Annotated in this window: 14 protein-coding genes and 1 riboswitch; of the genes, 6 read left to right on the forward strand and 8 right to left on the reverse strand. The window is 33.2% G+C overall.

Annotated features, from left to right (window positions below):
• Positions 1 to 21 precede the first annotated feature (21 nt).
• From SAMSHR1132_RS08530 to metK, 3 genes are all read right to left on the reverse strand, one after another.
• A complete protein-coding gene (locus SAMSHR1132_RS08530) occupies positions 22 to 855 on the reverse strand; it encodes an aldo/keto reductase (RefSeq protein ID WP_000453249.1) in 834 nt (277 codons plus the stop codon).
• 263 nt (positions 856 to 1,118) lie between these two features.
• The gene (locus SAMSHR1132_RS08535; RefSeq protein ID WP_000366171.1) at positions 1,119 to 2,027 is read right to left on the reverse strand and encodes a nuclease-related domain-containing protein; all 909 of its coding nucleotides are present in this window, start codon (positions 2,025 to 2,027) and stop codon (positions 1,119 to 1,121) included.
• A gap of 124 nt (positions 2,028 to 2,151) precedes the next feature.
• Entirely contained in the window at positions 2,152 to 3,345 is a 1,194-nt protein-coding gene (gene metK, locus SAMSHR1132_RS08540; protein ID WP_000933824.1) for a methionine adenosyltransferase, read from the reverse strand.
• A gap of 105 nt (positions 3,346 to 3,450) precedes the next feature.
• Positions 3,451 to 3,561, reverse strand: a riboswitch (SAM riboswitch).
• 154 nt (positions 3,562 to 3,715) lie between these two features.
• Here metK and pckA point away from each other — a divergent pair.
• Positions 3,716 to 5,308 (forward strand): phosphoenolpyruvate carboxykinase (ATP), encoded by a 1,593-nt coding sequence (gene pckA, locus SAMSHR1132_RS08545; RefSeq protein WP_000109918.1) that lies wholly within the window; start codon positions 3,716 to 3,718, stop codon positions 5,306 to 5,308.
• A 177-nt stretch (positions 5,309 to 5,485) separates the two neighbouring features.
• Here pckA and SAMSHR1132_RS08550 read toward each other — a convergent pair whose 3' ends face one another.
• Together SAMSHR1132_RS08550 and ytkD are read right to left on the reverse strand one after the other, a co-directional pair.
• Positions 5,486 to 6,244 carry an alpha/beta hydrolase family protein gene (locus SAMSHR1132_RS08550; protein ID WP_096001346.1) on the reverse strand — a complete coding sequence of 253 codons (759 nt, stop codon included), beginning with the start codon at positions 6,242 to 6,244 and terminating at the stop codon, positions 5,486 to 5,488.
• Between the two features lie 4 nt (positions 6,245 to 6,248).
• Positions 6,249 to 6,722: an RNA deprotection pyrophosphohydrolase gene (ytkD, locus tag SAMSHR1132_RS08555; protein ID WP_000672016.1), complete on the reverse strand. Its 474-nt coding sequence runs from the start codon at positions 6,720 to 6,722 to the stop codon at positions 6,249 to 6,251.
• A 65-nt stretch (positions 6,723 to 6,787) separates the two neighbouring features.
• On the opposite strand from ytkD, the gene yidD reads away from it, so the two are divergent.
• Complete coding sequence (yidD, locus tag SAMSHR1132_RS08560; RefSeq protein WP_000718109.1) at positions 6,788 to 7,045, forward strand: membrane protein insertion efficiency factor YidD; 258 nt, start codon at positions 6,788 to 6,790, stop codon at positions 7,043 to 7,045.
• On the opposite strand, the gene menC is transcribed toward yidD, so the two are convergent.
• From menC to SAMSHR1132_RS08575, 3 genes are all read right to left on the reverse strand, one after another.
• The gene (menC, locus tag SAMSHR1132_RS08565; RefSeq protein ID WP_000778506.1) at positions 7,042 to 8,043 is read right to left on the reverse strand and encodes an o-succinylbenzoate synthase; all 1,002 of its coding nucleotides are present in this window, start codon (positions 8,041 to 8,043) and stop codon (positions 7,042 to 7,044) included. The two genes, yidD and menC, sit on opposite strands and share 4 nt — an antisense overlap.
• A gap of 4 nt (positions 8,044 to 8,047) precedes the next feature.
• Positions 8,048 to 9,526: an o-succinylbenzoate--CoA ligase gene (menE, locus tag SAMSHR1132_RS08570; RefSeq protein ID WP_000345481.1), complete on the reverse strand. Its 1,479-nt coding sequence runs from the start codon at positions 9,524 to 9,526 to the stop codon at positions 8,048 to 8,050.
• A 162-nt stretch (positions 9,527 to 9,688) separates the two neighbouring features.
• Complete coding sequence (locus SAMSHR1132_RS08575) at positions 9,689 to 10,168, reverse strand: DUF4909 domain-containing protein (protein WP_000760365.1); 480 nt, start codon at positions 10,166 to 10,168, stop codon at positions 9,689 to 9,691.
• A 310-nt stretch (positions 10,169 to 10,478) separates the two neighbouring features.
• On the opposite strand from SAMSHR1132_RS08575, the gene SAMSHR1132_RS08580 reads away from it, so the two are divergent.
• From SAMSHR1132_RS08580 to SAMSHR1132_RS08595, 4 genes are all read left to right on the forward strand, one after another.
• Positions 10,479 to 11,069 (forward strand): excalibur calcium-binding domain-containing protein, encoded by a 591-nt coding sequence (locus SAMSHR1132_RS08580; protein ID WP_001091091.1) that lies wholly within the window; start codon positions 10,479 to 10,481, stop codon positions 11,067 to 11,069.
• Between the two features lie 82 nt (positions 11,070 to 11,151).
• Positions 11,152 to 12,147, forward strand: coding sequence for a DUF4352 domain-containing protein (locus tag SAMSHR1132_RS08585; protein WP_000070634.1), 996 nt, complete (start codon positions 11,152 to 11,154; stop codon positions 12,145 to 12,147).
• Positions 12,148 to 12,222: 75 nt separating this feature from the next.
• The gene (locus tag SAMSHR1132_RS08590) at positions 12,223 to 12,849 is read left to right on the forward strand and encodes a hypothetical protein (RefSeq protein WP_000669020.1); all 627 of its coding nucleotides are present in this window, start codon (positions 12,223 to 12,225) and stop codon (positions 12,847 to 12,849) included.
• Positions 12,850 to 12,889: 40 nt separating this feature from the next.
• On the forward strand, positions 12,890 to 13,231 hold the full coding sequence (locus SAMSHR1132_RS08595) for a DUF3969 family protein (protein WP_000627553.1): 342 nt from the start codon (positions 12,890 to 12,892) through the stop codon (positions 13,229 to 13,231).
• Positions 13,232 to 13,263: the final 32 nt, after the last annotated feature.

Here is a 13,263-nt window from a genome sequence, read left to right on the forward strand (position 1 = left end):
TATTCGTCACTCATAATTCAATTACCCTTCAAATGTTTTTGGATCAGGTCCAATTCTTCTATCTTGATTCAAGGCATCGATTCGCATCATTTGCTCATCTGTTAAATTGAAATCGAATATATTTATGTTTTCAGTAATTCTTTCAGGTGTTACAGATTTAGGTATCGTTACTACACCATGCTGTATGTTCCATCTTATAACTACTTGTGCCGCAGATTTCCCTACTTCTTTAGCAATTTCTATAATTGTTTTATCTTCTAATATTTGTGCATTCATCAATGGTGACCAAGATTCCATCACAATATGTTGCGCTTCCAAGTATAATTTTAATTTATGTTGTGTTAAATAAGGATGAAATTCAACTTGATTAATAACCGGCTTAATTGACACTTGTGCCAGCAATGCTTCCAAATGTTCAGGCTCAAAATTGCTAACACCAATATTTCCTACTTCATTATTTTTATATAGGTCTTCCATGCCCTTCCATGTATCAATCATGATTGCTTCATTTGTACCAGGCCAATGTACTAAATATAAATCTAAATATGATAAACCAAGGCGTGATAAACTAGCGTGGTATGCATTGGCCACATTGTTTCTACCAAAATCTTCAAAGTATAATTTTGAAGTAATGAATAAATCCTCCCTATTTAATCCAGTCGATTCCAATCCAGCACGAATACCTGCCCCAACTTGCTCTTCATTCCCATACACCTTTGCAGTATCAATGCTACGATATCCTTGCTCAATTGCATGTTTAACACTTTTCATGCAATTTTCATCATTTTCAACACGAAAAGTTCCTAAACCAATTTGTGGCATTTCGTTCCCATTATAAAATCGTTTAACCTCCATTAATATCGCCTCACTTTTTTAATGTATTATACCCTGTTATCATAACAAATCTAACTTTACGCATACATTTAAAAACACTTTTGTCGATTAACCAATAAAACTCTAGTATTATTTATCAAATATTACGCAAAATGCAAAAGCAATTCTTTTTAATTTATGGCACAATACAATAATTAGTTGAGCGTGAAACTCAATTCTTTTAATTTATGACACAATAAAAAAGCTGAAGTAACAACTATTAAGTCATAACTCCAGCTTTTCATTTAATTGAATGATTCGATTTTATCCATCATTTGTTGTAAGTCTTCAACATTGTATTGAATACGACCATGGAATACAAATTTGTTAAAGAATTCATCTAATTGTTCAGCACCAACAAGTACTTTTACAGCGCTATTTTGATTATAATTTGAAATCGTTACGTCACCTTCATTTTTAGGATTAAAGTATAAAATTGAAGTCGGCGTATATTTAGCACCTAATTGTTTTTGTAAGTCTTCAGCCAATTGTTTAATCGCCTCAATTTGATCTGAATAATTTACAAATGATAATGAACGTTTGTCATCATTTTGATCCATCACAATCGTTTGCGGTCTAGATTTATCTAAATCTAATGTATCAAATACTTGTTCCATTGGTGGTAAATCTTTAAATTGACCGCCACTAATACCATTATAAACATGACCTTTTAACAATTGAGAATCAATTATATAAAGTCCAGTTCTAGTTAAAACTAAATGACTAATACGTTCAATATTATTAAAGCCATCCTTTGGTAAAAAGATATTTGCCATAATGTGCATATCTTCTGGTCGAATTCGTTTTTCTTTAACTAATCTTTCACGAATACCAATTAATCTCATGTCCGTTACATATTCACTATGATTTTTCGAGAACAATTTTAATGCGTCAATCTCACGATCTTTTGTACTAACCATGTGATTATAATCTTCTTGTTGTTTTGTAATTGTCTTTTTATTTTGAATACGCTCTTTCTCTAAAGCTTCTTCATGAGACTTTTTAATGTTTTGTTCTTGTTGTTCATACTTTTCTTCTGTTTGTCGCTTAACTTTTTTCTTACTACCTAAGGCAACTAAGAAAAGGACAAAAAAGATTAATGCAATGACTACTGCAGTAATGAGTCCAATGACTACCGGTGAAGATAAATCCATCACAACAACGCTCCTTTTTAATATATGAATAACTTTAATTATAATAGAAAAGCTAAAGATTTTCGATACATAATATCATTTATATACCGAAAATCTTTTATTTAGCCTTATTTAGTTCGAATCATTACTTAACTGCGTCTTTTAATTCTTCTACTTTGTCTAATTTTTCCCATGGGAATAATACATCTGTACGTCCAAAATGACCATAAGCAGCAGTTTGTTTGTAAATTGGTTGTTTCAAATCAAGCATTTTAATAATGCCAGCTGGTCTTAAGTCAAAGTGCTTTCTTACTGCTTCAACAAGTTGACTTTCAGAAACCTTTCCAGTTCCAAATGTATCAATTGCAATTGATACTGGTTCTGCAACACCAATGGCATATGCTAATTGAACTTCACATTGATCTGCTAAGCCTGCTGCTACTATATTTTTAGCGACATAACGTGCAGCATATGCAGCTGAACGGTCTACTTTTGTAGGATCCTTACCACTGAAGCAACCGCCACCATGACGTGCATAGCCTCCATAAGTATCAACAATAATTTTACGTCCTGTTAAACCAGCATCACCTTGAGGTCCACCGATTACAAAACGTCCTGTAGGGTTGATGTAGAATTTAGTTTGTTCATTAATTAAGTTTTCAGGAACAGTAGGATAAATGACATGTGCTTTAATGTCTTCTTGAATTTGCTCTAGTGTCACATCTTCAGCATGTTGCGTTGAAACAACAATCGTATCAATACGTACTGGGTTATCATTTTCATCATATTCAACAGTAACTTGAACTTTACCGTCAGGACGTAAATAGTTTAATGTACCATCTTTACGCACATCTGATAAACGTTTAGCTAGTTGATGTGATAGATAGATTGCTAAAGGCATATACGTTTCTGTTTCGTTTGTTGCATAACCAAACATTAAACCTTGGTCACCTGCACCAGTAGCTTCAATCTCTTCTTCACTATCTTTGTCACGATATTCTAACGCTTTATCCACACCTTGAGCAATGTCAGGTGATTGTTCATCAATCGCAGTTAAAATTGCCATCGTTTCATAATCATAGCCATATTTTGCTCTTGTGTATCCAATTTCTTTAATTGTTTCTCTAACAACTTTCGGAATATCAACATATGTTGTTGTAGAAATTTCGCCGGCGATTAATGCCATACCTGTTGTAACTGTTGTTTCACAAGCTACACGTGCATTTGGGTCGTCTTTTAAAATAGCATCTAATATTGCATCTGACACTTGGTCAGCGATTTTATCTGGGTGTCCTTCTGTAACAGACTCTGAAGTAAATAATCGTTTGTTATTTAACATAGTTTGCTCCTTTAAATTTATATTACGAAAATTCTCTTTCTGTGAGCTAAATAAAAAAGACCTTCTAACTATGAATATAGAGAGAAGGCCTAATACGTCCATTCGCTCTTATCGTTCAGACCTATTTGTCTGCAAACGGTTTGGCACCTTTCTTTTATAAAAAAGAGGTTGCTGGGTTTCATTGGGTCCATGTCCCTCCACCACTCAGGATAAGAGAATCCGTTAAAATTAATACTACCTAAATAATGAATTAATGTCAATTTTTGATAAATAAATTTACAGTAAAATATTGTAGATTAATTATGTTAATGTGTTATACTAATTAAATGTAAAGGCTTACATTTAAATTATCGCTTTGGAGGGATTTAGGATGTCAGTAGACACATACACTGAAACAACTAAAATTGACAAATTATTGAAAAAAACAACGTCACATTTTCAGCTTTCGACGACACAACTTTATAATAAAATTTTAGATAACAAAGAAGGCGTATTAACAGAACTTGGTGCTGTTAATGCAAGTACTGGTAAATACACTGGTCGCTCGCCTAAAGACAAATTTTTTGTCTCAGAACCTTCATATAGAGATAACATTGATTGGGGAGATATCAATCAACCTATCGATGAAGAAACTTTCTTGAAGTTATACCATAAAGTATTAGACTATTTAGATAAAAAAGATGAATTATATGTTTTCAAAGGTTACGCAGGTAGCGATAAAGATACAATGTTAAAACTTACAGTCATCAACGAATTAGCTTGGCATAATTTATTCGCTAAAAATATGTTTATCAGACCTGAATCGAAAGAAGAAGCTACGAAGATTAAACCAAACTTCACTATCGTTTCTGCCCCACATTTTAAAGCAGATCCAGAAGTAGATGGCACTAGATCTGAAACATTCGTCATTATTTCATTTAAACATAAAGTAATTTTAATCGGTGGTACTGAATATGCTGGCGAAATGAAAAAAGGTATCTTCTCTGTAATGAATTACTTATTACCGATGCAAGATATCATGAGTATGCATTGTTCAGCAAATGTTGGTGAAAAAGGCGATGTAGCATTATTCTTCGGTCTATCAGGCACTGGTAAAACAACATTATCAGCTGATCCACACCGCAAACTAATCGGTGATGATGAACACGGATGGAATAAAAACGGCGTATTTAATATTGAAGGTGGCTGCTATGCAAAAGCAATCAATCTTTCCAAAGAAAAAGAACCACAGATCTTTGACGCAATTAAATATGGTGCGATTTTAGAGAATACTGTCGTTGCTGAAGACGGTTCAGTAGACTTTGAAGACAATCGCTATACTGAAAATACACGTGCGGCTTATCCAATAAATCATATAGATAACATTGTGGTACCATCAAAAGCAGCACATCCAAATACAATCATTTTCTTGACTGCAGATGCATTTGGTGTGATTCCACCAATTTCTAAATTAAATAAAGATCAAGCTATGTATCACTTCTTAAGTGGTTTCACTTCTAAATTAGCTGGTACAGAACGTGGTGTCACAGAACCTGAACCATCATTCTCAACATGTTTCGGTGCACCATTCTTCCCGTTACACCCTACTGTTTATGCGGACTTACTAGGTGAACTTATCGATTTACATGATGTTGATGTTTATCTTGTTAATACTGGATGGACTGGTGGAAAATACGGTGTAGGTCGTAGAATCAGCTTACATTACACACGCCAAATGGTAAATCAAGCTATTTCAGGTAAATTAAAAAATGCTGAATATACAAAAGATAGTACTTTTGGTTTAAGTATTCCTGTTGAAATTGAAGATGTTCCTAAAACAATTTTAAATCCGATCAATGCTTGGAGCGATCAAGAGAAGTATAAAGCACAAGCAGAAGATTTAATTCAACGTTTTGAAAAGAATTTCGAAAAATTCGGTAAGAAAGTTGAACATATTGCCGAAAAAGGTAGCTTCAACAAATAAATTGAATGCTAATCACAGAGCCAACCGCTGTTAAATTTTAACAATGGTTGGCTCTTCTTATGTTATATAGTAAAATTTATAGTCATTTTCATAAATTCATTTTAAAGCATCTATATTTAAAACCCATAAAGCTCGAATCACTTATCAAGATATCGATTGTAAGTAAAGATTGCCTCTTTACACTTCAAAGTGCCTAAGTTTCTCCACTTTACTCATAAAGTTTTTAATATAAGTCAATGTTTCAACCATGGCTGGCGGTCTCGGTACATGTCCTTCTGTCATTTGATAAAATGTTTCATGCATGACACCTTTTAACTCAAGCTGTTCCGCTAAATGATACGCATGTTGAATACCAACTTGTTTATCTTTGCCTCCATGTACAATTAAAATTGGCGGACTATTTTCATTTATATTTGGAATAGCCTGACGCATTTCATATGCTGCTCTATCTTTTTTCGGGTGTCCAATCATTCTCCTAAGCATTCCTCTTAAATCAACGCGTTCTTCATACATTAAATAAATATCTGAGACTCCACCCCAGATAATGTAACTATCTACAGGTAAATCTTGAAACGTTAGCAATCCTTGTAAACCGCCTCGTGAAAAGCCAATCATATGAATAAAAGCTTGTGGATATTTGCCATGTAGCAACCTTAATAATTGTGTCACATCATTTAAATCCCCACGATAAAATTCATCTCTACCTTCACTACCATTGTTGCCACGATAATAAGGTCCTATAACTAGAGTATTATCATCTGCAAATTGCATTAATCTACCTGCGCGCACACGTCCTACTTGACCTTTGCCACCCCGCAAGTAAACTACAATTCTTTTAACATTTTGATACGGTGTCATCATAAGTGCTTTTACTTTTAAATCATCTGACAAATATGTAACTTCTTCAAAATGATGCGTAAAAGATTCAATTGGCATTCGTTTACGTTTGATAAAATCCAAGTGATTGCACCCTCTCCACACATTTTAAAATGGTACTATCTTGAAGCAAGAAACTTTGATGAGTAAGTTCGATATCATTGATACATTTAAACAACACTGGCCCTGCTGTTTCTAAATAATCATTCTTATTTACCAATGATTCAACTTCGATAAAATATACATCTTTCACAAAATCAGTTTTCTCATGTGTATCAATGGTATATTGTGCGATGTAATGAATATTTTTAACTTTGGCCCCTGTTTCTTCATACAATTCCCGCGTTACAGCTTCAATACTACTTTCCCCGTGTTCCCTTTTACCACCAGGGAATTCAATTCCTCTAATATTATGTTTGGTAAAAAGCAATTGATTTTTAAACGTTGGAATAGCTAGCACATGATTGCCATCTGCTACCTCATTATCCTTTTTAAATGTCAAATTAACTTGACGATTATCTTTATCCCTAAACTTCACGCGCATCACATCCCTACATTGTATGTTAATATAATAGTTAATCACTATTGTTGGAGGCATTAATTATGAAAAAGATATTTTTGGCGATGATTCATTTTTATCAACGTTTCATTTCGCCACTTACTCCACCAACTTGTCGTTTTTATCCAACATGTTCAGAGTACACTAGAGAAGCGATTCAATACCACGGTGCTTTCAAAGGCCTTTATTTAGGCATCCGTCGTATTTTAAAATGTCATCCGCTTCATAAAGGTGGCTTTGACCCTGTTCCTTTAAAAAAAGACAAGTCAACAAGTAAACATTCGCATAAACATCATCATTAATATGGTTTTAATTGAGTAATATCTACCCTAGGGGGACGAAATTCGAGTCGTCCCTCTTTTAATATGCCTGAATGTTCAACTACATCTTGTTCAAAATAATAACCTGCTGGTGTAACATCTCCTGGATAATCACCTTTGCGAGCAATCATCGCTGTAAAATAACGGCTCAAACCATATTCGTACATGCCACCAATCACTACCTTCACACCGTACTTTTTCAAAGTATCCATTGCCGTTTGCACCCTATCAATGCCACCAAGTCGAAATGGTTTTAATACGACAACATCCACATCATATAGTTCTATCAAATTAAGAATGGACGACAGTGACGTCGCCTTTTCATCAAGGGCTATTGGAGGTATTGTTCCATCCACTACATCATCAAGCATTGAAATTTCTTTAAATGGCTCTTCGATATAAAGAACTTGTTCACGCGCTAATAACTTTAACTCTGTCATATCTTGACGGGTCAATGACTCATTTGCATCTACAACTAATTGAAAGTGAAAGTCTAATTCCCGTAACGTTTTAATTTGATCCATGATTTGAGGCGTCCACTTTAACTTAATTCTGGCAGGCTTTGTTGTTTTCAAGGCCGCTAGTTGTTTATTTGATAAGCCACTCGCTGTCGCTCCATATGCTACTGAAAATGAAGGTAATGTGTGAAACATTTGATACAATGCCATCACTATAGTTGCTCTTGCAGCAGGTGTATCTTCCAAAGGTGCCAATAATTCAAGTGCCGCTTCATACGATTCGAATGATTTATTTTTAATACCTATAAACCATTGTTGAAGTGCTTCTTTTACTGAATCAATCGTTTCAAAATTATACCAATCTGTTGGAAAAGCATTACATTCACCGAAATATGAATAGCCTTTATCATCAATTATCTCAATAAACAAACAATCACGATGCGTTAAAGTGACTTTCGGCGTTACAATTTGCGACTTAAACGGTTCACTAAATTTATAAAAATGCAAAGCCGTCAATTTCACTAGATCACCCTCTATTCAACTTATTTCTTTGTAATTTACCAGTCGATGTATATGGCAACGTATCAACCTTTTCAAAGTATTTTGGAACTTTATATTTCGCTAAATGCTGCGATAAATATGCAATCAATGGTGACTCAGCAATGTCATTTTCACTTATATAATATAATTTGGGCACTTGTCCCCATGTATCATCAGGATGCCCTACACATACTGCGTCACTGATACCTGGAAATTGTTTCGCTACAGTTTCAATTTGATATGGATAAATATTTTCACCGCCACTAATAATTAAATCTTTACGACGATCATAAATCATGACAAAACCTTCATGATCAATTTCTGCAATGTCACCTGTATTAAAATAACCATTTTCAAACGTATCTGTTAAATCTGTTGGATACAAATATCCATTCATCACATTGTCACCTTTAATTAATAATTCTCCATGACCTTCTTTATTTGGATTTTTAATTTTTACATCAACATTGGCACTTGGCATGCCAACGGTATCAGGACGTTCATGCAACATTTGTGGTGTCGCAGTTAAAAATTGCGAACATGTCTCCGTCATACCAAATGAATTATAAATTGGCAGGTTATATTGTAATGCCGTCTCTATCATAGTGGCAGATAATTTAGCACCGCCGAGTAATATTTTTTGTAAATCATAAGGTTCATGTAAACCTTGTTGGATAAGCCAGTTCAATGTTTGTGGCACAAGCGAAATGTGCGTTATGCATTCATTTTTAATCATTTTTAAAATTTGTTCGGCATTGAATTTATCAACAATGCGCACCGTAAATCCTTCAATAACAGCTCTTAACAGTACACTGAGACCTGAAATATGGTAAATGGGCAATACAGATAGCCATATTGTGTCATGATCAAATCCCAAACTTTCTTTACATCCGATTGCACTGGCATAATGATTACGAAACGTTTGTGGCACCGCTTTTTGAGGGCCAGTTGTCCCTGATGTAAACATGATTGATGCAATAGCATCAAGCTCAAATGATGTATTTAATATGTTGGACGGCAAATCTTTCAGAATGACTGTTTCGTTCGATCTATCATTTTGGATATCCATTGTGTTATCCAACAAACCGTTCATTGTAATATCCGTTCCAGGGAATTCAATATCATCCAACGATACAATTTGAAATCCTTCCAAATTCAATGGCAAGGTACAAAAAATCAATTTCACATCAATCGACCTCATCTGATTCGTCATCTCATTTGGCGTCAATCTTGTATTAATCATCGCAATTTCAATATTCGCTAACCAACATGCATGAATTAAAATGACAGATTGAATCGAATTATCTATGTATAGTCCTACACGCGATTGTTGATAAGTTCTAAGTTTGTTAGCCACATGATACGCCTTAAGATATAAATCTCGATAGGTGTAGGAAACTTGACCATCAGTAATTGCAATATGTTGGCCATTTTGTTTTGCTTGTTTATATAACCCAAAATCCATACTCTATTCCCCCATATTCATCTACATTTTAATTATAACGATTTTATGACATTCTAGCAGGCGTTATGTTTAAAAATGTAAAAAAGCAGACAAATGATTTCACTGATATGATTTATTTCTTATCTGATTCATATCATAAAATACTTTGTCTACTTATATCATTTATGATTTTTTAATTTTTAATGTAATTCTATCATTTTGATGTGGTGATTTAGCAATTGAAGCCAAATCATCTACATCATTAATAGATTTCTGATCAATATTCTGTAACGCACTTAAATGAAAAACCTCGTCATCTAAATTTTCAATGAGATATACATAATATGTGTTCTTTTCTTTTTTATATTTCTTCGTTTCCCAAAATTCCGGTTTACAAGATAAAATTTCATTTGGTATGTATTCAATAAATAAATAACGTTTGCTTCCAACTTTGTTAATAAAATACTTTGCAGTACCCTTTTCCAAACCTTTAACTTGTGCATAATCTGGCGAAAAATAAACACTACCTATATTCTTATTGTGTTGTTGTATATCAAAATGTTGCCCTTCTATTTTATTATTCGTGCCACAGCTACTTAATATGATTACAACACCTAATATTAAACAAACTTTCATCCACTTATGTTTTAAATATTTCTTCAAAAACAACACCTCTAAATTTAAATACAACATATTATATCAAAATTAATTTATGTTTTTGTTAAATATTTTTGTCATGCATGTGTCAATTTGCATGATGATACAATTTTAGAATTTTAAAATTAACATTCCTGCAATCCAAAATTAATTTTAAAGTTTTGAAAAAAATTAAAGTATTCTCACTACTAATTTGGTAAAATATGATTATGTGATATAGTGAAAGCGTTTTACATATTAGCAACTCCCTCTTAAAAACACCCAGGTTTTACAGCAATTCATGAAATTAACATATAAATATAGAGGAGATTAACTATTGAATACTGAAAACAACAAGACTCAAAACCAAACTGATAAAAGTTCTGAAAGACGTGGCATGTTAAAAGGATGTGGTGGCTGCCTTATTTCTTTAATTTTATTAATTATCTTAATATCATCATGTTCAATGCTTATAGGTAACAATGACGATTCATCATCTAATAAATCGTCAAAGACAGAAACAAGCAGCAAAGACAAAAATAAGAAAGAAGATAAATCGCAATCCGATAAAAATACTGACAAAGATAAACAAGAAACAGACACAACAGTTACAAAGGAAAATTCAGAATCTCATCAACATGACAGTACACAATCTACACCTCAAGAGAAATCATCAAATGAAGAAACTAATACAAATGATGACGACCCACAAATGAACCTTAATGACAATCATAAGTCAAAACAAAATCAACAACCTACACAACCTAAGACTTCACCTGAACCAGAAACGAATACACAACAGTCATTTTCAAATTGTACGGAACTAAGAAAAGTTTATCCTAATGGTGTAAATGCAGGTCATCCAGCCTATCGACCTCATCTTGATAGAGATAAAGACCAACGTGCATGTGAACCAGGTAAAGGTTAAGCAACAAACGATAGACATTATTCAAATTGTATTTAGCTTGATACACAAATCACATAGTTTAAAATGAGGGAGATTTTTAGGAATGAGTAATCAATTTAAAAGCGAAGAAGAAAAAAGGCAATGGGAACAATTCCAAGCCTTTCAAAAGCATCAAAACCAGCAAAATCAACAATTTAGACAGAAGAAATCTAGAAAAGGATGGTTCTGGGGTTGTGGTGGCTGTCTAGTACTATTTATTTTAATAATTATCGGTATTTCTGCATGCACAGCCGGTATCACTGGTAACCTTGGTGGAAATAATTCTAAGGAAACGAACAAAACCCATAAAATTGGTGAGACTGTAAAAAATGGTGATCTTGAAGTCACAGTTAATTCAGTTGAAACTATGAAATCAGTTGGACCCTCTATCGCACCAACAAATGCCAAAGGTACATTTGTCGTTGCTGATGTTACGATTAAAAATAAAGGTAAAGAAGCATTAACAATTGATAGTTCAATGTTTAAATTAAAAACTGGTGATAAAACATTTGAAGCAGATAATACAGGTTCAATGTCTGCTAACCAAAATGACAACGGTAGTATAGAAAATTCATTTTTCTTACAACGTATAAATCCAGATAGCACTGCTCAAGGTAAAATTGTTTTCGATGTGTCAGAAAACATAGCCAACGCAAAAGATAAAAAATTAGAAGTTATTTCTAGTTTATTTAGTGTCAAGAAGATTACATTTGATTTATCCGATGCTAAAAAAACATCAAAAGCTAAAAAAGAAAACAACGATGAGGACGTTGCTACTGCAAGTTCAAATAACGATAATGTAAATTATGAAGCTTCGGCTACTACACCTTCTACACCATCTAGTGCGAATAATGATTCTGAAGAAAATGAACAGTCTAGTAAAGATGAGGATAAACAGGATGCGTCTCAGAGTGATAAATCTAGTGTAGAAAAAAGTGAATCTAAATCGGAACCTGCTACTGCAGAATCAGCACCTCAAAGCAAACCTGTTACAAGTGAAGCACCACCTAGTCAAAATAATCACAATGAAGATAGTATGTACGATGCTACAACAGAATAAATTTTCAGGGTAGCTCGTCTACCCTTCTTTTACGGAAAAATTAAATATACATAGCAATTTAAGGAGAAGAAATAAATGAAATTCAAAGCTATCGTAGCAATCGCATTATCATTATCACTATTAACTGCCTGTGGTGGTAATCAACATAAGGAAAATAGTGATAAATCAAATGATACTTCTAAAAAAACTAAACAAACTAACAACAATATGCAGTCAAATACAGATAATCAAATTTCACCACAACAAGCTGAAGATATCGTTCGAAACGATTACAAAGCGAGAGGCGTTAATGAATATCAAACTTTAAATTTTAAAACAAATCTAGAACGAAGTAATGAACATGAATACTATGTTGAACATCTTGTCCGAGATGCCGTTGGCACACCTTTAAAGCGTTGCGCTATTGTTAATCGACACAATGGTACGATCATTAATATTTTTGATGATATGTCAGAAAAAGATAAAGAAGAATTTGAAGCATATAAAAAGAGAAGCCCTAAATACAATCCAGGTATGAACAATCATGATGAAACGGATAATGAGTCAGAAGACATTCAACATCATGACAATGACAATAACAAAGCCATTCAAAATGACATACCAGATCAAAAAATCGATGAAAAAAACGATAAAAATGCTGTTAATAAAGAAGAACAACACGATAATGGGACAAATAATTCAGCAGAAACTAAAGTTAAATAATGGGATACTTTAATTAATAGTAATTTTTAGGAGAACCACTATGATAACATTTGAAAATATACAACAACTTGAAAATTACACCTTAATGACTATGCATGGTCTTTTTAATCAACTTAAACTCGGCATTATTTCAATCGACAATGCAGAGCATACGCTCTTTACACCTTATATGATAGAAACACTCTCTTACCTAGGTGTGAAACCCGACATTATCGATTTAATTCACAAAGGGACTGAGTTAGAAGACTTTGCAGCATTTAAGTTATCAATTGATGATACAGTTACAGTCTGTTTACAAAGAACTGAAGAACTATTAAAACAATACAAAAATGTTGAATTCAATGACAAAATATTAATCAATTGGTGCATTATGCAAAAGTAATAGACATATAAAAGTCGAACGTAACTAAGTGG

Source organism: Staphylococcus argenteus (genome assembly GCF_000236925.1).
Lineage (GTDB): Bacteria > Bacillota > Bacilli > Staphylococcales > Staphylococcaceae > Staphylococcus > Staphylococcus argenteus.